A 23,136-nucleotide genomic window follows, 5' to 3' on the forward strand; every position below is an offset into this window, starting at 1 on the left:
ACCCCCGGCCCCCGGGCACCACCGCCCGAACGCCCCCGTACCGCCCGAACCATCAGCCCCGCCTCCGGAGGCCCTGCGCCATGCCCCACTCCTCGGTCCACGTCTCCCCGGGTCTGGCGCAGTTCTTCCACATCATCAGCGGCATGCCGTGGCCGGAGTCCGACGAGGGGAAGCTGCGCGACGTCCGGGACGACTACCAGGCACTTGCCGAGGATCTGCCCAAGCTGAGCGGGTACATCCTCGACGCGGTGCAGAACTGCGACAAGCGGTTGGAGGGCGAGGCCGCCCAGGCGTTCCGCAAGGAGTGGGGCCGCTTCGTCAACACGGACGAGGCCAACGACCCGCTCCGCAAGGCCGGCGAACTCTGCACCCAGCTGGCCGAGTTGGCGGGCAAGGTCGCCAACACCGTCGAGTACACCAAGTGGATGGCGATCGGCCAGCTCGTCCAGCTGCTCTTCGAGATCGCCCTGGCCATCGCCTGGTCCGTGTTCACCGGCGGCGGCTCGCTGGTGGCGCTGGAGTTCAAGAAGCTCCTGACCCGGCAGTTCCTGCTCTGGCTCGTCAAGAAGCTCCTCACGCTGATCGCCATGCACACCTTCGGCGGCATCGTCGGCGGCCTGATGCTGGACGCGATCATCCAGGGCATCCAGTTCCAGCACGGTGACCGCCACGAGTGGGACAAGGACCTCACCAAGCAGGCGGCGATCTTCGGCGCGATCAGCGGCGCGATCGGCGGACCGCTCAGCCTGCTGGGCATGGGACTGGGCAAGCTGCTCGGCCCGCGGCTGAGCAAGCTGTTCGTGGAGAGCGCCCTCAAGGACGTCATCAAGGGCCTGACCGGGGGCGTCGGCAAGGACCTGGCCGGCGGTGTGGCGGGCGGCGCGCTCAAGGGGATCGGCAAGGAGCTGGGGGAGGGCGCTGCGGCGGGCGCGCTCAAGGGGATCGGCAAGGACCTCGGAGAGGGCGTGGCCGGCGGCGCTCTCAAGGGCGCGGGCAAGGAGGCCGGCGAGGGCTTCGGCCGTCTGCTCGGCAACGAGGCGGCCGAGCGGTTCGCCAACGGCATCACCACCCTCCTCAAGGAGAACTCCCAGTACCTCGCCAAGGGCTTCAAGGGCGGGCGCAAGGTGGGCGCCGCGATGGGCCAGAAGTTCGTGCGCCAGCTCGGCGAGCTCTTCGAGAAGGAGCTCGGCCAGGAGATCGGCGAACAACTCGCCCGCGACATGGGCGAGCAGATCGGCAAGCAGTTCGTCCAGCACTCGCTCAAGACGGTGGCCAAGGAGAGCAGCCAGGAGGCGCTCAAGGAGGCCTTGGAGAACCTCGCCAAGGACAGCGGCAAGGTCGCCCTCACGCCCGAACTCAAGCTGCTGGTCGAGAAGATGCCCGAACTCGCCGGCGGCATCAACAAGATGGACAAGATGTTCCACCTCGGGGCAGTCCTGGGCAGCCAGTTCGAGTCGGGCATCAACCAGTACCTCACCGAGGGCATCTACAACACGATCTACAACGGCGAGTGGTCGGCCAGCGGGATGAGCTTCGTCGGCGGCTTCATGATGGCCGGCATGCGGCACATGATCATGGGCCTCGCCTCGCCGCTGACCCTGCGCTACGCCGACTACGTCCGAGGCCTGGAGAGCTCTCGGATCACCGAGGAGAACGGCGGGTTCTACGGCCCGACCGACATCCGGACCTTCCTGTCGGTGATCAGCAACATGGGCGGCCACGCGGCGCCCTTCCCGGTGCCCCGCCCCGGCCACATCGACCAGATCGGCGGTACGCGGCTGTCGGGCGGTGACGGCGCCTCGATCAAGTCCGACGGCGTCTCGATCAGGACCGAGGGCACCGGCTCGCTGTCCGGCTCCACCCTGCTGGACTCCGGCAGCCACCACCCGGAGGAGAACGGCGACGGCGTCCTCGCCGACCCCGCGGGCAAGAGCAGCTTCCACTCCTCGGTCGACGGCGGCTGGGACCCCAAGGCCCCGGTCCGGCCGGTCGAGACCCAGTCCCGCGGCGACGAGCGCAACGCCGCGTCCGGGCCGCCCAAGCCTCCGGCCGCGTCGGGAGGCCAAGGCGAGCGGGACACCGTCGTCCCGCCGCCCGTGCCGAGGAAGACGGACGGCGGGGCGGAGAACACCACCACCACCGGGGGCGGCGGGCGGAACGCGGACGGCGGAGCCAAGGCGGGCAACGGCGGCGAGCGCGGCAGCACCGCGACGGCCTCCGCCGACGCCAACGGCCAGAGCGGCGCCGTCAAGCCCCAGGCACAGCCGCAGGCGCAGCCCAAGCCGGACCCGTCGCGCCGCACCACCGTCGTCGACGAGCACGGCGAGGCGCCCCTGCACGAGTCCACGACCACGCGCACCGGCGGCACCGTGAACGGCACCCAGCCGCAGCCGCAGGAGGGCGGCTCCCACCGCAGCCCGGCCGCCTCGCCGCCACCACCGCCGATCCGCACCAGCGCCGGCGGCCCCGGCGACGGCGCGGTGCCGGCCACCCCCAACCGCCCCGACCCGAACCACACCGATCCGAACCGCCCCGACCCCAACCACAGCGACCCCAACCACAGCGACCCCAACCTCCCCGACCCGAAGACTCCCCAGGGCCCGGGCCCCGACCCGCAGGTCCCGCCGCCGCCCGCCACCCCGCCGCGCGACCCGAAGCCCAACGGCCCGGGCCCCGACCCGCACACCCCTGACACCCCGCCGTCCTCCTCCGCCACCTCCGCCGGCCACCTCTACCACCAGGTCGACGCCCCCGAGCACGCCAAGGCGCCCGCCGGCGACGAACGGCGCACCGCCTGGCGGGACAAGCAGCAGTCCCTCGCCGACGACCACGACGCCCGGCTCGCCGAGGCCGAGCGGCAGGAGGCGGACCGCCGTGCGATCGAGGACCGGCTGACGGAGGGCGCCGCCCTCCTGCCCCGGGAGCTGCGCGCCCTGGTGACGCCCGACTCGCCGGTGTGGCGCCGGGCCGCGGAGACGATGCGGGAGGACCTCGAAGCGCGCCCGCACGAGCGGGAGGAGATCCTCGCCGGTGCTACGGACCGCCTGGAGCTGACCGGCGCCCGCGAACTCGCGCTCACCTTCGCCGTCGGCCGCTTCGAGCGGCTGCTGGCCGACCGCGGCCTGGGCCCGGAGCACTCCGGCGACCACACCCTCACCGGGATCCGCCGCGACGCCTCGGAGAAGTTCCGGGCCGACGCCGAGCAGGACATCGCCCAGCTGTTCACCGCCCGCACCGACCTCACCCCCGAGCGCAACGCCCTGGCCGCCCGGGCCCTGGAGCGCCGCCTGCGCGAGGCCGGCCGGGAGCTGGACGTCCGCCAGGCGCGGGCCCAAGCGCTTGAGCAGGTCGACCGGGTGGTCGACGACGCCCACGACCGATGGTCGGCGGACGAGCTCTCCGACCGCGACCGCGCCCTGCTGGAGGCCGCCGGCCTGACCGGGGACGTCCGGCTGACACCCGAGGTCCGCGACCAGCTGGCCGAGGCCCTGCGGGAGCGGCTGGCGGACCTGCACGGAGGCGACGAGGGCCCCTCCCCGCGGATCGAGGAGGAGGGCGGCGAGGACCTCGCCCCCGTCGACCCGACCCGCCTGGACCGCACCCGGCTCGAAGCCGACTTCCAGGAGGCCCTGGAACGCCACCGGGCCGGGCTGTCCCACGACTTCACCGTCCAGGCGGTGCGCGAGGCCGGGCTCAAGCGCTCCGCCGACGCGGTGGACGACGCCGCTGCGGCGTGGAAGGACACCGCCGCCGACCAGTTCGGCCCCGAGGCGCTGCGCGAACTCGGCCTGGCCGACGGCCCGTCCGCGCGCGCGGTGGCCGCCGCCCGCGCGGATCTGGCCCGCCGCGCCGACCGCCTGGTCGCCGAGCACACCGCCGCCGACCGCGACCCCGCCCACCTCAAGGCGGAACTGGACAAGCTCACCTCCCGGGCCGAGGCCAACCGCCTGCTGGCCCTGCACGGTGCCCGGGAGGAGGCGCTGCGCGCCGCCGAGGACAGCGCCCGGACCCACGTCCCGCGCGACCTGGGCGGCCCGGAGAGCGCCACCGAGCACGCCCCCGAGCACGCCACCGAGCACGACGGCGACGCCGCCGCCTCCGTCGAGATGGCCCTGGGCCCGGTGCGCGGCACTCGCACCGATCGCACCGAACCGTCCGCCACCGACGCCGCCCGCCGGGTCCGCGAGGGCTACACCGAGCGCGTCCGCGCCGCCTTCGAGGAGACCTTCCGCGCCCTGCTGCGCGATCCGGGCGCCGACCACCGCGCCGAGCTGCCCGAACAGGTGGCCCGCTGGCGCGCCGAGCGCGACCGGCTGACCGAGGGCCTGGCGGAGCACGTCGCCTTCGAACGCGCCGTGCTGCCGGCCCGCGAGCGCGCCGCGGCCGGCTACGACCGGCTCGCCGAGGACCGCCGGGTGCCGGAGGCGGAGATCCGCAAGCTCAAGGGCGAGTACGGCGACGACTTCTTCGACGCCTACCGGGAGCACTGGGCGCCCGAGGACCTCGACGGCGAGCGCTGGCGCGGCCACGAGGCCACCCACGAGAACGTCTTCGGCCGCCGCCCCGAGCCCACGCCGGAGCCCTCGCGCGAGCCTGCGAACGAGTCTTCGCACGAGCCCGCGAACGAGTCCTCGCGCGAGCCGGAGCCGACCCCCGTACCCGAGGAGAAGCCCACCCAGGACACCCCGTCGGGCCCGCTCACCCGCCCCACCGACACCGGCTCCGACACCCCCGACACCCCCGACACCGCCCCCAGGACGCCGGCCGCCGCACCGCCCGCCCAGCCGCCCGCCGTGCCGCCCACGGCCGTACCGCCCGCGGACCCGCGCCCGCTGCTGCCCGCCTCCGCCTGGGCCGACATCCGCACCCTCGCACCGTCCGCCCGCATGGACACCGTCCGCTTCGACGCCCGCGTGCGCGGCCAGGACAACCCGGGCGCCATCGCCGGCCCCAAGGTGCGCGAGCAGTACGAGAACCGGGTACGGCGCCCCGGCGGCCTGCCCCGCTCCCAGCGCAGCCTCGGCGACCTGCACGGCGCCGACACCGCGATCACCTACGACGTGCGGCGCTTCGAGGCCCAACCGGACCACTGGGTCACCGAGTTCACCCTGAACCTCCACCTCAAGGGACCGGACGGCAAACCCCTCCCCGAGGCCGCCGCCACCCGCGTGCTCGACCGCGCCCGCGCCGTCGTCGCCGACCGCTTCAACGAACGCCACCGCCTGCCCGGCGGCGACCAGGTCCACCTGCGCCTGGAGAGCGCCCCGAAGGCCGCCGGCGCGCACCAGAGCATCACCGTCCTGCCCGGCACCGGCCGCAGCGACCAGCTCCACTGGTACGACGGCAGCGCCCCCGGCGTGCTGCTGCACGAAGTGCTGCACTTCCTCGGCCTGCCCGACGAGTACGTCGAACCGGCCGCCAGGCCCGGCGACGCCTTCGCACTGCGCCGCCGCGACCGCTGGGCCGGCGAGAACGGCGTCATGGGCACCGCCGCCCACCGCGACGACTTCACCGTCCTGCCCCGCCACCTCCAGCGCATCGAGGAGGTCCTCCACTCGGGCCCCGTCCTGCGCGACCTGACCCACGGCCAGTACCTCACCCACCAGGAGAGCGAGGTGAGGTCCCCGGCGGCCGTCCATGACGAGCCGACCGTCGGAGAGCACCTCTCACACGGGGAACCGCCTGCCGCGCCGTTGCCTCCCGTCGACCCGACGGCGGTTGACGTGGCTCGCCGGCATCTCGGCGCCGCGTCGCAGAACCCGGTCCTGTTCGAGTACATGGGGTGGCTCAGGAACCGCGGTTTCACGAGCAAGCGTGACGAGGAAGGCATGATCAAGGACCGGGAGGGGCCGGACTACGAGTCGCTGCTGCTCGATGTGCAGAGGTTCCTCGACCATGCGCAGACGCTGCGTCCGGCGGGGGAGGAGCCGGGTCAGCCCCTGAGCGTGTACCGGGCGGTGAAGATGGATCCGCAGTCGCGTGAGCGGGAGTCCTTCACCGAGTTGTTGCCGGCGTCGACGTCGTTCAGTCGGGAGTTCGTGCAGGAGTGGATGTCGAACGGCGGTGGTGCGGACAACTACGGGTTGTTCGAGATCAAGGTGCCGTTGGAGCACCCGATGCTGGCGTTGTCGTTCCCGCCCGGCCATGCCAGGACGGAACACGACCCGCGGCCGGTGAACGAGGCGCAGTCGGAGGTGACGCTGGGTCCGTCCCGGCTGTCGGTGACCGGCCGTGACGACTCGGGCGGCTACCACGTCATCAAGGTCGACGCCTCGCCGATGACGGTGGACGACATCCGCGGCGAGGTCGCCGACTGGTCCAGCAGCATGTCGATCCCGGAGGCCTTCCAGCGCTTCACCGACTTCTACACGTCGGAGTCGCTGCTCGCCGCCTACCCCAAGGACCTCGGGTCTCAGCACCGCATCACCGAGACGTGGTCGTCGGACGGCCTCACGAAGACCGTCAAGATCGAGTACCCGCACGAGAGCCTGCAAGGCCAGTACGTCCAGGTGGAGGTCCGGCACGAGGGCGAGTCCGTGTCGGTCACCCTGCGCACCACCGAGGACGCGGTCGAGGGCGACGAAGCCCCTGTGCGTATTCGGGCGGCCTACAGCGGCAAGACCATCGGGGAGGTGTTCGGCAGCCTTCGCACTCGGAAGCTGCAGGAGAACTCCAGCTTCGAGTCGATCGAGCTCCCCTTCGACTGGTACGCCCCCGAGTTGACGGAGGGTAACAACCTCCATGAGATGGTCTCGGCGCCGTTGCCTGCGGTCGATCCGTTCGTGGTGGACCTGGCGCGTCAGCACCTCGATGCCGCGAAGCAGGACCAGGCCCTGTTCGAGTTCATGGGGCGGATCAAGGCGGGTGCGTTCACGAGTCGGCGTGACGACGAGGGCATGCTCAAGGTGCGGGAGGGGGAGCGCTACGAGTCGCTGTTGGTCGACGTGCAGAGGTTCCTGGACCACGCGCAGGCGTTGAACCAGGCCGGGACGCACCCGGCTGGGCAGTCCCTGAGCCTGTTCCGGGCGGTGAAGTTGGACGCCCGGTCGCGTGAGCGGGAGTCCTTCACGGAGCTGTTGCCGGCGTCGACGTCGTTCAGCCGGGAGTTCGTGCAGGAGTGGATGTCCAATGGTGGTGGTGCGGACAACTACGCGCTGTTCGACATCAAGGCGCCGTTGGAGCACCCGATGCTGGCGCTGTCGTTCCCGCCCGGACACGTCCGGGCGGAAGGTGACCCGGATCCCGTGAACGAGAACCAGTCGGAGGTGACGCTCGGTCCGTCCCGGCTGTCGGTGACCGGCCGTGACGACTCGGGCGGCTACCACGTCATCAAGGTCGACGCCTCGCCGATGACGGTGGACGACATTCGCAGCGAGGTCGCCAACTGGTCCAGCGGCATGTCGATCCCGGACGCGTTCCGGCGCTTCACCGACTTCTACACCCCGGAGTCACTGCGCGCCGCCTACTCCTTCGACTTCAATCCCCAGCACAGCATCACCGAGTCGTGGTCGCAGGACCGCCGCACGAAGACCGTCCGGATCGAGCACTCCCACCCGGACCTGAACGGGCAGTTCGCCGAGGCGACGATCCGGCACGAGGACGACGGGTCCGTATCGATCCGCTGGGGCACCAGCGACGACACCGAGCCGCGCGAGCCGATGGTCTTCAATGCCGACAACATCGGCAACGTCAGCGGCGGCCTTCGTTCGCAGACGCTGACCGAGAACCCCAGCTTCGAGTCCCTCGACCTCCCCGTCGACTGGTACAGCCCGGACTACGACTGGCACGAGCCGGAGGCGGCGCCCGCGGAGGACGCCGATCACCACCTGACGGACATCGACGGCAACGACTTCCACCAGCCCGCAGCTTCGCCGTTGCCCGCCGCCGATCCCCTCGCGGTGGACCTGGCCCGCCAGCACCTCGAGGCTGCGAACCAGAACCAGGCCCTGTTCGAGTTCATGGGGCGGATCAAGGCCGGTGCGTTCACGAGCCGGCGTGACGACGAAGGCATGCTCAGGGTCCGGGAGGGGGAGCGCTACGACTCCCTGCTGCACGACGTGCAGACGTTCCTCGACCACGCGCAGGCGCTGCGCCCGGCGGGTGAGCAGTCAGGGCAGTCAGGGCAGTCCCTGAGCCTGTTCCGGGCGGTGCGGATGGATCCGCAGTCCCGGGAGCGGGAGTCCTTCACCGAGCTGCTGCCCGCTTCGACGTCGTTCAGCCGGGAGTTCGTGCAGGAGTGGATGTCCAATGGTGGTGGTGCGGACAACTACGCGCTGTTCGACATCAAGGTGCCGTTGGAGCACCCGATGCTGGCCCTGTCGTTCCCGCCCGGCCATGCCAGGACGGAACACGACCCGCAGCCGGTGAACGAGGCGCAGTCGGAGGTGACGCTGGGCCCCAGTCGCCTGACGGTGACCGGCCGTGACGACTCGGGCGGCTACCACGTCATCAAGGTCGACGCCGAGCCCATGACGGTGGACGACATCCGCAGCGAGGTCGCCAACTGGTCCAGCGGCACGTCGATGGCGGACGCGTTCCGGGGCTTCGCCGACTTCTACAGCCCGGCTTCGCTGCGGGCCGCCTATCCCCACGACTTCAACCCGCAGCACCGCATCACGGAGACGTCGTCGCCGGACGGCCTCACCAGGACCGTCAGGATCGAGCACTCCCACCCGGATCTCAACGGGCAGTTCACCGAAGTGACGATCCGCCATGAAGGCGAATCCGTCTCGATCCTGTGGCGCTCCAGCGACGACACCGAGCCGCGCGAACCGATGCGCTACACCGCCGAGAACATCGGCGAGGTGAGCGGGAGCCTTCGCTCGCAGACGCTGACCGAGAACCCCAGCTTCGAGTCCCTCGACCTCCCTTGGGAGTGGTACAGCCCCGACTACGACTGGCACGACCCGGAGGCGGCGTCCGCGGAGGACGCCGACCACCACCTGACGGACCTCGACGGCGACGACCTCCACCAGCCTGCCGCCGCTCCGCCGTTGCCCGCCGCCGATCCGTTCGTGGTGGACCTGGCGCGCCAGCACCTCGATGCCGCGAAGCAGGATCAGGCCCTGTTCGAGTTCATGGGGCGGATCAAGGCGGGTGCGTTCACGAGTCGGCGTGACGACGAGGGCATGCTCAAGGTGCGGGAGGGGGAGCGTTACGAGTCGCTGTTGGTCGATGTGCAGCGGTTCCTGGACCACGCGCGGGCGTTGCGTCCGGCGGAGGAGGGGTCGGGTCGGTCCCTGAGCCTTTTCCGGGCGGTGAAGTTGGACGCCCAGTCGCGTGAGCGGGAGTCCTTCACGGAGCTGTTGCCGGCGTCGACGTCGTTCAGCCGGGAGTTCGTGCAGGAGTGGATGTCGAACGGCGGTGGTGCGGACAACTACGCGCTGTTCGACATCAAGGTGCCGTTGGAGCACCCGATGCTGGCGCTGTCGTTCCCGCCCGGACACGTCCGGGCGGAAGGTGACCCGGATCCCGTGAACGAGAACCAGTCGGAGGTGACGCTCGGTCCGTCCCGGCTGTCGGTGACCGGCCGTGACGACTCGGGCGGCTACCACGTCATCAAGGTCGACGCCTCGCCGATGACGGTGGACGACATCCGCGGCGAGGTCGCCAACTGGTCCAGCAGCATGTCGATCCCGGACGCGTTCCGGCGCTTCACCGACTTCTACACCCCGGAGTCACTGCGCGCCGCCTACCCGCGCGACCTCACGGACTTCCACCGCATCACCGAGGAGACCTCGCCGGACGGCCGCACGAAGACCATCAGGATCGAGCACACCCACGAGCAACTGGCCGAACAGTTCGCCGAAGTGGCGATCCATCACGGCGGCGACGGATCCGTGTCGATCCGCTGGAGCACCAGCGAGGACACCGAGCCGCGCGAGCCGATGGTCTTCAACGCCGACAACATCGGCGACGTCAGCGGCGGCCTGCGCTCGCAGAAGCTGACCGAGAACCCCAGCTTCGAGATGCTGGACCTGCCCTGGGACTGGTTCGACTACACCGCGCCCATGCCGGAGGACATCGGGCAGCCGCTGTCGGCCTTCGGCGGTGGCGCCAAGGGCTGGCGGATCGGCGAGGCCGACATGCCGCAGGCGGAGCGCGACGCGCTGGCGCACTTCCCGGAGCAGCCCGGGGTGTTCGTCGTCCCCGTCCACACCGACGAGGCCACCGGGCGGCCGGTCTGGCCCAACGGGCCGGACGGCACGCTGTCGGCGTACCAGACGGCGGGTGTCCTGGCCCGCCTCCGCCGGGCGGGGATCTGGAACGGCACCGACACCGTGCAGTTCGTGGCCTGCAACCTGGGCCGCGGGCCGGGGCGCGAGTTCGTCGACGAGGTGATGCTCCGGCTCAAGGAGCTGGACCTGGGCCCGCGGGCGCTGGCCGCGACCGGCCCGGTGTACTTCGCCCCGCGGGGCGAAGGCGGCCCGGGGCACCTGGTGGTCGCCTCCGACATCGGCTTCACCGAGAGCGGCCACCCGGTCATGGTGGGCGGTGACCACTGGTTGGAGTTCCAGGCGGTCCGGGACGGCGACTCCGGTCAGATCCACGTCCAGGTGGAGGAGCGCGGGGCCCACCGGGCGCCGGACGGCTCCTTCCACGACCACCCCGAGGGCTACGGCCTGGTGGAGTCGATAGCACCGGAGCACCGCAACCCCCAGGCGGTGAAGTACGCCGAGCCGACCCCCGAGCAGGCGGCAGCCGCAGTGGCGCTGTCAGTGGACCACCTGACCGCAGCCCCACCCGACAGTCCGCTGCGCACATTCATGGGACAGATCAAGAACGGGGTCTTCACCAATCTGCGCAACCCGGAGGGCAGGCTCTTCCAGCGGGAGGGCACGGTGACCTTCGACAAGATGATGGGCAATCTGCGGACGTTCTACAACCACGCGGAGCGCCTGCGCCCCCCGGAGGGACATCCGGGCGCCGAGGGAACCGTGCTCCTGTACCGCGCGGTGCGGATGGAGCCGCAGACCCGGCAGCAGGAGAGCTTCACCGACGTCCTGCCCTCCTCCACCACCTACGACCGGGCGTTCGCCCAGGGCTGGATGTCGAACCCCGACCGCTACGCGCTGTTCGAGATCCAGGTGCCGCTGTCCCACCCCATGCTGGCGCTGTCCTTCCCGCCGGGGCACGCCGCGGCGCACGGCCACTTGGACGAGGTGAACACGACCCAGTACGAGGTGACGCTCGGCCCGAGCCGACTGACGGTGACCGGCCGGGAGGAGGACGGCCCGTTCCACGTCATCCGGGCGGAGGCTGAGCCCATGACGCTCCACGACGTCCAGGAGACGATCGCGGGCTGGGTGAACGAGACCCCCGTCAGGGAGGTGTTCGACCTGTTCGCCGTTTTCTACAGCGAGCAGGCGCTGCGCGCGGCCTTCCCCGAGAACCTGCGGGCCGACTTCCGTGTCACCGAGCGCCTGTCCGCGGACGGGCGGGAGAAGACGGTCGAGATCACCTCGACCCACCCGAAGCTGACCGGCCAGAACGCGACGGTGCACCTGCGCCTGGAGGAGGGAGAGAACGGGAACGAGACCCTCCTGTTGCGGACCCACAACACCGAGGACGCCGGCTGGGGCGATCCCCCGTTGGAGTTCCAGTACACGAGAGAAACCCTGCACGAGGTGGTCAACAACCTGCGGGCAGGCACGCTGGACAAGATAGCCCCCTTCGACACGATCAACCTCCCGAGCGGCTTCCTGTGGACCGACCCGGTGCCGGAGGCGGGCGAAGTCGGCGCGCCGCTCAGTGCGTTCGGCGGCCCCGGCAACGGCTGGTGGCTCGGCCACCCCGAGCCGTCGGCGGCGGAGCGGTACGCCCTGGCGCGCTTCCCCGCGCAGGACGGCGTGTTCACCCTGGCCGTGCACACCGACCCCGACACCGGCCTGCCGCTGCCGCTCGGCACCGACCCCGAAACCGGCGAGCCGGTGGAGCTGACCGAGGACCGGCTCGTCGGGATCCTGGCCGGACTGCACCAGGGCGGTGTCTGGAACGGCACCGACCGGCTGCAACTCGTCTCCTGCAACCTCGGGCGGGCGCCCGGGCTCGAGTACACCACCGAGGTGATGCGCCAGCTCGGCCTGGCTGACCTGGGCAGCAGCGCACTGGTCGCCACGGGCCCGGTGTACTTCACCCCGCGCGTGGACGGCACGGACGGTCCCGGGCACCTGGTGGTCGCCTCCGCCGTCGGCTTCACGGCCGACGGCCACCCGGCCGTCGTCGCCGGCGGGCACTTCCTGGAGGTCGAGCGGCCCACGGCCGAGGGCCAGGCGCCCGTGATCGTCGACCGCGGCGCCCACCTGCCCGCCCCCGTCTACCCGGACCGCGACCGCGACCGCCCCGAGGGCTACGACAGCGCCGCCCCGGGCACCCTCCACCCCGACCGCGAACCGGAGGGCGCCCTGGCTTTCGCGAACAAGAAGAAGACCACCAAGACCGCTCCGCCCGAGACCACCAAGACCGCTTCCCCCGAGACCACCGAGTCCGCTCCGCCCGAGACCACCAACTCCGCCGAGCGGATCGCGGACGTGCTGTCGGGCGGGCAGCGGTCGGCCGAGGCGCAGGAGGTGGCGAAGCAGCCGGAGGGAACGGTGGCGAAGGGCAAGGAGAGGGCCGATGAACCGAAGCCGGTTCCGGCGGCGGAACCGGACCCCGACTCCGTGGCCGCGGCGACGGTGGTCCTGAAGGACTCACTCCTCCAGCAGCTCTTCACCGGCACCGACAAGAGCCTGACCTACGCCGTCATCTCCCTGGCGCTGAAGGGCGACAAGAGCTGGGAGACGGCCGCGGCCGTCACCAACGGCCATGACGAATCCATCAACGACAGCCGCTCGCTCCAGGCCGCCGACCGGTGGGCGAAGGAGAACGGCTTGCCGACACAGCGCTACGACGCCGAGGTGAAGGGCCTGGCGAAGGCGTTCCAGCAGATGAAGGAGTGGGGCTTCGAGCAGGTCCCCCATCCCTCTGGAAAGCCGCCGGAGAAGGCGGTCTCCCGACAGCCGGGCGCCGGACTGCCCGCCCAGCCCGAGGGCGTCCTCACCGTGCTCTCCTCCCGAGGCACGTGCGCCAGCTGCAAGTCCGTCGTCAAGGACTTCCAGGAGGCGTTCCCGGGGGTCGGCGCCTACGTGGGGTACACGATCGCCGCCGGGCAGAAGTCGACGCTGTCGAACCAGCCCCGCACCTACCACAGGGGCGGCAAGGACGTGGAGGGCGTCATCGAGTACGGGTGGAATGACGTGGCCAGGCTCAACTCCACCAGCGCGTACGTGCCCAAGGGGAAGGACATCGCCTTCAGGTACTTCCCCGCGAAGAACGACGAGGCCGCCTGGGCCCGGCGGCTCGAGGAGCGGGCGGCCGAGCAGGAGGCGGCGGCGCGACGGGCGGCCGAGGAGGCGGCGCGGGCGGCCGAGGCCAATGCCACGAGCGTGGTCGACCAAGGGATCAAGCCGGCGCCGGCCAGGCAGGTCACGGAGTTCGCCAAGACCTACAAGGGGAAGCCCGAGGACTTCGTCAAGGAACTGGACAAGGTCATGAAGAAGGGCATCATGGCGTGGAAGCCCAGCGCCGAGGTACAGGCCGCCCTCCTGCTCTGGTACCAGAAGGACCCCAGGCCCGACCTCAAGGGCAGTACCGCCTGACCGGCGGAACGGCCACCGGGTGAACGCCGCCCGCGCCCGGAGCCGTTGACCGGGTGAGGGCGCCCCGGTGCGGGGCCACGAGAGCGGGAGCACGACGCGTGGAACAGCAGCAAGGGCAGGCGGCGGAGCCGGAGTTCCGGCTGGCGGCGGTGTTCGGCACGGTCGACCCGGTGGCCGGGCCCGGTTTCGCGCCGGACCACCCGCTGGTGCGCGACGCCGGGCAGCGGGCCGCCCTACTGGCGTACCTGCGGTCCGGCGCGGAGGTGCTGGTGACGCCGATGCTGATGGACGACGTCTTCGACACCTCCCGCCGGGGCGCCGTCCCGATGAACTACCGCACCGACGGCGAGTGGATCTGGACCGACACCGTCGCCTACTACCTGGAGGAGTACGACCTCGCGCCCGAGCCCGGGCTGCTCGCGCACCTGCTCGGGCGCACCGGGCCGTGCCCGCAGCCGTCGCCGCAGGCCCTCGGGCGGGCGGTGGACTTCGTGCTGAAGCCGCCCCGCCAGGACGAGCCGGCCTGGAGCCTGGAGATCGGCTGAACCCGACGCGACGTGCCGTCCGTCGGTCTGGGGGAGGGGCGGTTTTCGCCGCGCGGCGGTTCGGCCGCGCGGGGCGGCCCCGTCGGGCGTCGTCCAAGGCCAGGGAGCGTGGGTGGGCAGGGAACGTAGTGCGCGGGGAAACGGGTCCTCCGTCGGGGGCATCCAGCTGCCCGCGGTGGCCTGGGAGGTGCCGGAGCCGGCCGCCGAGGCCGGGAAGGCGGGCGTGGCACCGGCCGCCGTCGAGGCGGGAGCTGCGGCGGTGGGAGCCGCCGGTGCGGTGCCCGAGGTCAGGGAGAGCGGCGCGACGGCGGTGGAGGCCGCCGGCCAGGCCCGCCCGGGCGTGACCGCCGCGCCCGCGCCGGCCGCCGCGACCGAGGAGGAGGCCGCAGGGCGGCGCATCCCCAAGCCGATGGTGGCCGCCGCGGTGATCGCGGGCCTGGTGCTGGTCGGGGTGCCGCTGGGCATCGCGGGCTTCGGCGGGGACGGCCCCGGCACCCCCGGCGCCGACGGGCCGCCGCCCGCCGGCTTCTCCGCGCCCGACGGCGGCGGCAACGGCTACGTCCCCGGCGCCGACGCACCCGGCAACCCGCCCGGCGACCAGCCGCTGCAGCCCGGCCAGCCCGCTGAGCCGGGCCAGCCCGGCCAGCCGGCCGGCGCCCAGCCCGGTGAGGGCGCGGTGGTGCCCGCTGCGGCGGCCGCCGGGGCCGCGCTGCCCGGCATCGCCGCCGGCCAGGGCACCCCGGGCACCGATCATGCCGCCGCCGGCGCGCCCGCCGCACCCCAGGGCGGCGGCCAGAACACCGCTCAGAACAGCGGCCAGGGCGCGGGCCAGGGCGCGGGGCAGGGCTCCGGCCAGGGCGGCGGCGCACCGCAGACCCAGCCGCAGCCCCCCGCCAAGGCCCAGCAGCCGGCCCCGCCCCCGGACAAGCCCACCCAGCCCGCCCCGCCGCCCGCGCCCACCTACCACGGCGTGGCCGGCCCGGGCTGCGGCGGATCCACCTCCATGCAGCAGAACGGCTGGTACGACGACGGGCAGAAGGGCTGGCGCAAGAACTCCGGCGGCTACAGCGGCGACGGCTGCTCGGGCGGCTTCACCTCGATGCCGATGTCGGGCGCCGCCAACAAGGACGACAGCAGCAACTCGGTGGTGTGGACCTTCAACACCGGCTCGCTCACCACCGGCAGCTGCCGCCTGTCGGTCTACGTCCCGAACAACGGCGACATCAAGGCCGTCGGCGGCGCCCCGACCTACTACACCGTGCAGGGCCAGTCGTTCAACGTGAACCAGACCTCCTCCCGCGGCCAGTGGGTCCCGGCGGGCACCTTCCCGCTCAGCGGCGGCCGGATCGCCGTGGTGATGCACAGCCGGGGCCAGGACTGGGTCGGTGACAGCGTCAAGACCTACGCCCACCACGCCGCCTCCGCCGTCAAGGCCGACTGCACCGGCTGACCCCGGCTGACCCCGGCCCCGCACCCCCCGTACGGACCCCGTACGAACCCGCACGACCGAGCACCACCGGCACCACAGCCACGAACGACGGAGGAGAACGCCCCATGACCCGCCATGTGCTGACGGTCGGTGCGGAGCCGCGCGAGGGCGGCTACCGCACGATCGGCGCCGCCCTGGAGGCGGCCCGCAGCGGAGCGGTGATCAGCGTCCGCCCCGGCCGCTACGACGAGAACCTGGTGATCACCAAGATGGTGACCATCACCGCCGAGGAGGCCCGCGGCAGCGTGCGCATCTCCCCGCGCCGGGGCGCCGTCGTCCAGGTCGTCGCCGAGGCCGTCCAGCTCACCGGCCTGGTCCTCCAGGGCCAGGACGAGGAACTGCCCACCGTCGACGTCCCGCGCGGCCAGGCCGCCCTCCAGGACTGCGAGGTGGTCGGCAACTCCTGGACCGCCGTCCTCACCCGCGGTCAGGGCTCCCTGGCCATGCGCGGCTGCCGGGTCGTCAACCCGGCCGGCGCCGGCATCGTCGAGACCTCCACCGGCACCAGCGTCATCGAGGACTGCACCATCGAACACCTCGGCAGCTCCGCCGTCGTGATCGGCGAACGCGCCAACCCCGTCGTGCGCAACTGCGTCCTGCGCGACGCCCGCGGCAACGGCGTGTGCGCCAACGGCGAGGGCCGCGGCTCCATCGAGGACTGCGAGATCTCCGCCACCGACAAACCCGGCATCGCCCTGGAGGAGCACAGCACCACCCGGGTCCTGCGCACCACCGTGCGCGACGTCGCGATCGGCGTCTACGTCAGCTCCACCGCCCAGGTCCTGCTGGAGGACTGCAACCTGGACACCACCCGCGGCCACGGCCTGGTCCTGGCCGGCGCCACCGACCCGCTGGTGCGCCGCTGCCGCACCGCCCGCACCAAGGGCCACGGCATCCACGTCACCGGCCGCTCCCGCGGCCGCTTCGAGGAGTGCCAGGTCGCCGACGCCCAGGGCACCGGCGTCCTGGTCGACGAGTCCTCCAGCCCGGTCCTGACCCGCACCACCGTCACCGCCGGCGCCGGCGACGCCGTCGACCTCACCGGCGAGAGCGCCGCCGAGTTCGACCGCCTGGAGGTGCGCGGCGCCGCCGGCAGCGGCGTCGTCGTGCGCGACGGCGCCAACCCGCTGCTGCGCCGCCTGGACGTCGCCGAGGTCGGCGGCCACGGCGTCGAGGTGCTGCGCGAGGGCCGCGGGCGCCTGGAGTCCTGCCTGCTGCGCACCGGCGCGCGCGCCGCCCTGCGGGTCTCCGACGGCGGCAACACCCAGGTCGGCAACACCACCGTGCGCGGCACCACCACGACCACCGGCCCCGCCGGGGCGGCCGGCGCGGGGGTCAACGGCGTCGAGATCGGCCCCGGCGGCCTCGCCTCGCTGCGCGACTGCGACATCGCCGACTGCACCGGCGACGGCCTGCTCGTCGAGGACGACGGCGAACTCACCGCCGCCCGCACCCGCGTCCACGGCAACCGCCGCCACGGCGTCCTGCTCGCCGCCGGCTCCCGGGCCGCCCTGACCGGCTGCGAACTGGCCGACAACGCCCGCGACGGCCTGCGGGTGGACTCCGAGGAACCCGTCCGCGTCACCGGCTGCACCGTCACCGGCAACCGCGGCTCCGGCCTGCGCCAGAGCAGGCCCGGCACCCGCCTGGCGGTCACCGAGCTCACCAGCCGCGACAACGCCCACGCCGACAGCCACGGCAGCGCCCAGGCCCGCCCCGGCGCCACACCCGGCACCCGCCCCACCGGCGCCGCCCCCACCGACGGCGACGCGTACGGCGACGGCTACGGACCCGGCGACGGCTACGGGCAGGGCGACGGACACGGCGACGCGTACGGGCCCGGCGACGCGTACGGCGACGGCCGCGAGAGCGCCCCCGGGCCCTACGGCGCCGCCACCGAACCCCTGCCACCGGACCCCGAGGGCCCCCAGGCGGCCCTCCAGGCCCTCGTCGGCCTGGAAGGCGTCAAGGAACAGGTCGCCACCCTGGTCAACCTCAACAAGCTGGCCCGGCGCCGCGAACAGGCCGGCATGCCCGCCCTCCCCATGGGCCGGCACCTGATCTTCGCCGGGCCGCCCGGCACCGGGAAGACCACCGTCGCCCGGCTCTACGGCAGCATCCTGGCCGAGCTCGGGGTGCTGCGCAGCGGGCACCTGACCGAGGTGGCCCGGGCCGACCTGGTCGCCGCGATCGTCGGCGGCACCGCGATCAAGACCACCGAGGTGTTCACCGAGGCGCTCGGCGGCGTGCTGTTCATCGACGAGGCGTACACCCTGTCCGCCGGAGGCGGCGGCACCGGCCCCGACTTCGGCCGCGAGGCCATCGACACCCTGGTCAAGCTGATGGAGGACCACCGCGACGACATCGTGGTGATCGTGGCGGGCTACTCCGAGGAGATGCGCGAGTTCCTCTCCTCCAACCCCGGCCTGGCCTCCCGCTTCAGCCGCACCGTCGAGTTCCGCAACTACTCGCCGCAGGAACTGGTCACCATCGTCCAACGGGCCGCCGCCGCCCACGGCTTCGATCTCGCCGAAGCCACCAGCCAGGCCCTGGAAGCGCACTTCACCCGCATGCCCAAGGGCGCGGACTTCGGCAACGGCCGCGCCGCCCGCAAGGTCTTCGAGGAGATGGTCGACCGCCAGGCCTCCCGGCTCGCCGCCCTGGCCGAGGTCACCGACGCCGACCTGCCGCTGCTGCTGCCCGAGGACCTCGGCGCCGAGGCCGTCCGCGCCCCCGCCCCCGGCACCGACGGCGGCAGCGACCTGCTCGCCCAACTGCGCGCCATGGTGGGCCTGAGCGCCGCCAAGGAACAGGTCGAGAACCTGGTCAACCTGATCACCCAGGCCCGCCGCCGCGAGGAGGCCGGCCTGCCCGCCGCCAGGATCAGCCACCATCTGGTCTTCGCCGGTCCGCCCGGCACCGGCAAGACCACCGTCGCCCGCCTCTACGGCGCCCTGCTCGCCGAACTCGGCGTCCTGCCCACCGGCCAGCTCGTCGAGACCGCCCGCGCCGACCTAGTCGGCCGTTACATCGGCCACACCGCCCAGCTCACCAAGGACGCCTTCGAACGTGCCCGCGGCGGCGTCCTGTTCGTCGACGAGGCCTACACCCTCACCCCGCGCGGCGGCGCCGCCTCCGGCGACTTCGGCCAGGAGGCCGTCGACACCCTGATGAAGCTGATGGAGGACCACCGCGACGAGGTCGTGGTCATCGTCGCCGGCTACGAGGACGAGATGCGCGGCTTCCTCGCCTCCAACCCCGGCCTGGCCTCCCGCTTCCCCCAGCAGATCGCCTTCGACCACTACAGCGCCGACGAACTCGTCACCATCGTCGCCCGCCAGGCCGAGGACGCCGGCTACCTCTGCGCCCCCGAGACCCTCACCGCGCTGGCCGCACTGTGCGCGGCCGTGCCCCGCGACCGCAACTTCGGCAACGGCCGCTTCGCCCGGCAGACCCTGGAGGCCATGGTCACCCGTCAGGCCGGACGTCTGGCCCGCCTGGAGATCGGCGACGTGTCCGAACTGAGCCTGCTGCTGCCCCAGGACATCCCCGCCCTGCTGCAGGGGAGCACGGTGTGAGCGCCCGCCGCACCGCCGGCGCCCTCACCGCCGGGGCCCTCGCCTGCGCCCTGGCCGCCGTCCCGGCCGCCGCCGCCGCTCCGGCCGCGGCGGCCCCCGGCGACCCCTCCGCCCTGCCCGTCATCGCCCAGAACCGCCCCGCCACCCGCCCCGGCGACTGCCTCAAATCCTCCGACAAGGGCACCGACCGCACCCCCTGGGCCCAGGCCTTCCTGCGCCCCGAAGCCGCCTGGCCGCTCAGCCGCGGCGCCGGAGTGACCGTCGCCGTCGTCGGCTCCGGCGTCGACGGCGCCTCCGGCGTCCTGGGCGAGCGCCTGGTACCCGGCCCGCGCGAGTACGGCACCGGCGACTCCACCCGCGACTGCGTCGGCCACGGCACCTTCCTCGCCGGACTGATCGCCGCCCGTCACCAGGACGGCACCGGCTTCGCCGGCATCGCCCCCGAAGCCCGGATCCTCGCCGTCGCCGTCACCGACGACACCGGCACCACCACCCCCGCCCTCCTCGCCAAGGGCATCCGGGACGCCGCCGACGCCGGCGCCCGCATCATCGCCTCCGCCCTGCCCCTGCCCGCCGGCGACACCGCCCTCGACGACGCGCTGCGCCACGCCGACACCAAGGGCGTCCTGGTGATCGCCCCCGCCACCCCCGACCAGGGCGGCGCCAACGCCAACGTGCCCTCCGCCCCGCCGCAGGTCCTCACCGTCGCCGCCCTGGCCCCGGGCGGCGGCGCGGCGGCGGGCGCGGACGGGAGCACGCGGACGGGGACGACGGGGACGGGGACGAGCGTCGGCGTGGCCCCCGCAGGCACCGCTGCCGGCGCCGGTACCGCTGCCGGTACGGGCGCCGCCGGTGCCCGGGTCGATCTGAGCGCCCCGGGTGAGGCCATGATGAGCACCGGACCGGCCGGCAAGGGCTACTTCACCGCCAGCGGCCCCAGTTTCGCCACCGCTGTCGTCGCCGGTACCGCCGCCCTGCTCCTCGGCCACCACCCCGACCTCGACCCGGCCCACCTGCGCGAGCGCCTCGAAGCCACCGCCTACCACCCCGGCACCGCCCTGCCCGACCCCCGCCTGGGCTACGGCACCGTCGACCCCCTCGCCGCCCTCACCGCCACCGTGCCCAGCGCCGCGGCCGCCCTCCCCGCCCCGCGGGCCGCCCTCCTGGCACCCCCGCCCCCGGACCCCGCCCCCGGCCGGGCTGCTGTGGTGGCTGTCGTTGTGCTGTCCACTGTCACCGTCACTGTGGGTCTGGCCGTCGTGTGTGCGGCCGCTCGCCGTCGTGGGTGGCGTCCGGGGCGTTGGCAGGTCTGACCCGGTGTCAGCGCCGCGTCTGTTGTTTTCAGCCCGTGTGTGCCGTGTGTGCCGTGTGTGCGGGGCGGTGGTGGGTGGCTCGGGCCTTTGGCTTCTTCCCGGTGTTTGTTCCGTCGGTGTTCTGCCGGCGGCAACACCATCCGGTCCGGGCTCGAGGATCACTACTGTCCGGTTCCATGGGGACGATTGCGACGTGTGCGGTCGCGTACCCGGCGGACGGTTTGACGATGATCGGCCACCTCGCTCTCCCGGCGGGTGTCGACCGCCGGCCCGCGGTGCTGCTCGGACCGGAGGGCATGGGGCTCGGCGACGTCGAGTGCCGCCGGGCCGAGGCACTCGCCGAGCTGGGATATGTGGCGCTGGCCTTCGACCTCCACGGCGGGCGCTATGTGGGCGACCCCGAGGAGATGCCGGCCCGGTGCCTGCCGCTGCTCGCCGATCCGGACCGGATGCGGGGCATCGGCCGTGCCGCGCTCGACGTGCTGCGCGGCGAACCGCGGACCGACCCCGACCGGATCGCCGCCGTCGGCTACGGCACCGGGGGCGCCGTCGCCCTGGAACTGGGGCGCGACGGCGCCGCCCTGCGCGCGATCGGGACGGTCGACGCGCTGACCACGGACCGGCCGGGCGGGGCGGCGCGCATTCGCTGCCCGGTGTGGGCCGGGGTCGGGTCGCAGGACCCGATCATGGCGCCCGCGCAACGGGACGCGTTCACCGCTGAGATGCAGGCCGCGGGTGTCGACTGGCGCCTGACGGTCTACGGCGGCGCCCTGCACGCCTTCCACCACCCCCCGGTCGACCATGCCACGGTCCCCGGCGTCGGCTACCACCCGCGGCACGCGCAGCGAGCCCGGCGCGACGTCGTCGACCTGCTCGCCGAGTGCCTGTCCGTGCCGGAGGCCCAGGGGGCATGACCCGGGCGGACAGCCTGGCGCCGAGGCCACGACGATCACTGGTCCGAGTGTTTTCGGGACGGCGGTGGAGCCTTGGCGTGCGGTGCGAGCCGTTCGCGCAACTGTCGCGCTTTTGAGGGCCCGGCCCCCGACGCCCACCCGACTCGAAGAACCGCCGCCCCGCGACCCGCCACGCCGTGGGCCTGCTCCCGCCACCGGCGAGCCCTTCCGCGGACCGGCCCACCACGAGGCCGGTACCGAACCGCGCCGGATCGATCACACGCCCAGGCCGTGGCGCCCGCTGCCACGCCTGCCACGCCTGGCACGCGGGCACGCCTGGCGCGTGGGCCGATGGGTAGGTGGGCCGACGGGCGGTGGCACCGTTGCGTGACCGTGTCCGTGGCCCGGGCCGGGGGGCGGTTCCGGTCCGTGCCGGTCCGTCCCGTCGGGATCCGTCCCCGTCGGGGTCCGTGGTGTCGGGCCCGGTGGTGGCTGGTCAGGTGTTGGTGGGGTGGATGCCTTCGGTGGCGTGGGCGGCGAGGTGGAGGTAGGCGCGGCGGGTGCGTGGGTGCAGGCGGGTGGGGTCGAAGGTGGCGCCGAGGGCGAGGTGTTCGTCGAAGGGGAGGAGGAGGGCGGCGCGGGAGCGTTGTCGGAAGTGGGTGAGGAGGTCGTCGGTGTTGATCGTGCGGTTCTTGGCGCGGATGCCGGAGATGAGGGTGATGCTGCGTCGTGCGAGGTCGTGGTAGCCGTTGGCGTGCAGCCAGTCCAGGGTGGTGTCGGCGCCGCTGGCGCCGTCGACGCTGGTGGTGGCGGTGATGACGAGTTGGTCGGCGAGGTCGAGTACGGCGTTCATCGAGTCGTGCAGCAGGCCGGTGCCGCAGTCGGCGAGGACGATCGGGTACTGGCGGGCGAGGAGGTCGACCAGTCGCCGGTAGTCCTGGCCGCCGAAGGTGTCGGCGACGGTGGGGTCGGTGTCGTTGGCCAGGACCTCCAGTCCGCTGGGGGTCAGCGAGGTGAAGCGGCGGATGTCCATGTAGCCGGTGATGGAGGGTGCGGCCGCGAGCAGGTCCTGGACGGTGGCGGGGCTCTCGCGGCGGATGCGCCGGCTCAGGGTGCCGGTGTCCGGGTTGGCGTCGACGGCGACGACCTTGTCGGAGCGGGTCTGGGCGAGGACGCTGCCGAGCCCGAGTGTCGCGGAGGTCTTGCCGACGCCGCCCTTGAGGCCGATGACCGCGATCCGGAAGGAGCGGTGCAGCGGGGTGCGGATGAGGGCCTCCAGCCGTTCCCGTTCGCCCCGCCCGCCCCGGCCCAGGCCCAGCCCGGCGCCCAGGCCGGCGCCCAGCAGCCGGGGGCGCCGGGCCGGGGCGGGCGGGGCGGCGACGGGCGCCGGCGCGGCGACGGGTGCGGGTACCGGTGCCGGTGCGGGGGCGGGCAGGGGCGGGGCGTACGGCGGGGGAGGCGGCGCCGGGAGGGCGGGCGTCGCGGGTGTGGCGGGTGTGGCGGGTGCGGGTCGGGCCTGCGGGGGGATGAGCACCGTGCCCAGGGAGTCCAGGGGGCGTCGCCAGTCGGGTTCGGCCGGGCGGGCCGGGGGCAGGAGCCCGTAGTCGGGGGAGAGGTCCCGTTCCGGGCCCCGTCCCAGCCGCCGCACCTGCTCGATGACCGTGTGGTCCGCCGCCAC

The 23,136-nt window shown here is 73.3% G+C and carries 7 protein-coding genes; 6 read left to right on the forward strand and 1 reads right to left on the reverse strand.

What is annotated here, in order from left to right; translation table 11 throughout:
* Window positions 1-80: 80 nt before the first annotated feature.
* From ACFY2K_RS26775 to ACFY2K_RS26800, 6 genes are all read left to right on the forward strand, one after another.
* On the forward strand, window positions 81-13,640 hold the full coding sequence (locus ACFY2K_RS26775) for a hypothetical protein (RefSeq protein WP_387714642.1): 13,560 nt from the start codon (window positions 81-83) through the stop codon (window positions 13,638-13,640).
* 98 nt (window positions 13,641-13,738) lie between these two features.
* A complete protein-coding gene (locus tag ACFY2K_RS26780) occupies window positions 13,739-14,185 on the forward strand; it encodes a hypothetical protein (protein WP_380531682.1) in 447 nt (148 codons plus the stop codon).
* Window positions 14,186-14,297: 112 nt separating this feature from the next.
* Entirely contained in the window at window positions 14,298-15,635 is a 1,338-nt protein-coding gene (locus ACFY2K_RS26785) for a hypothetical protein (protein ID WP_380645034.1), read from the forward strand.
* A gap of 104 nt (window positions 15,636-15,739) precedes the next feature.
* Window positions 15,740-19,252 (forward strand): right-handed parallel beta-helix repeat-containing protein, encoded by a 3,513-nt coding sequence (locus ACFY2K_RS26790; RefSeq protein WP_387714646.1) that lies wholly within the window; start codon window positions 15,740-15,742, stop codon window positions 19,250-19,252.
* Window positions 19,249-20,565 (forward strand): S8 family serine peptidase, encoded by a 1,317-nt coding sequence (locus tag ACFY2K_RS26795; RefSeq protein ID WP_387714649.1) that lies wholly within the window; start codon window positions 19,249-19,251, stop codon window positions 20,563-20,565. The genes ACFY2K_RS26790 and ACFY2K_RS26795 overlap by 4 nt, the downstream gene beginning before the upstream one ends.
* Window positions 20,566-20,741: 176 nt before the next feature.
* On the forward strand, window positions 20,742-21,479 hold the full coding sequence (locus tag ACFY2K_RS26800; RefSeq protein WP_387714652.1) for a dienelactone hydrolase family protein: 738 nt from the start codon (window positions 20,742-20,744) through the stop codon (window positions 21,477-21,479).
* A gap of 475 nt (window positions 21,480-21,954) precedes the next feature.
* Here the strand turns inward: ACFY2K_RS26800 and ACFY2K_RS26805 are convergent, their stop codons facing one another.
* A complete protein-coding gene (locus ACFY2K_RS26805) occupies window positions 21,955-23,136 on the reverse strand; it encodes a MinD/ParA family protein (protein ID WP_387714655.1) in 1,182 nt (393 codons plus the stop codon).

The sequence above is a fragment of the Kitasatospora sp. NPDC001309 genome, assembly GCF_042896295.1.
Classification (GTDB): domain Bacteria; phylum Actinomycetota; class Actinomycetes; order Streptomycetales; family Streptomycetaceae; genus Kitasatospora.

What these genes read in the sequence shown, in the direction of transcription:
- ACFY2K_RS26790 (WP_387714646.1), top strand. Translation starts at nt 15,740, where the DNA reads ATGACCCGCCATGTGCTGACGGTCGGTGCGGAGCCGCGCGAGGGCGGC.
- ACFY2K_RS26775 (WP_387714642.1), top strand. Translation starts at nt 81, where the DNA reads ATGCCCCACTCCTCGGTCCACGTCTCCCCGGGTCTGGCGCAGTTCTTC.
- ACFY2K_RS26800 (WP_387714652.1), top strand. Translation starts at nt 20,742, where the DNA reads ATGGGGACGATTGCGACGTGTGCGGTCGCGTACCCGGCGGACGGTTTG.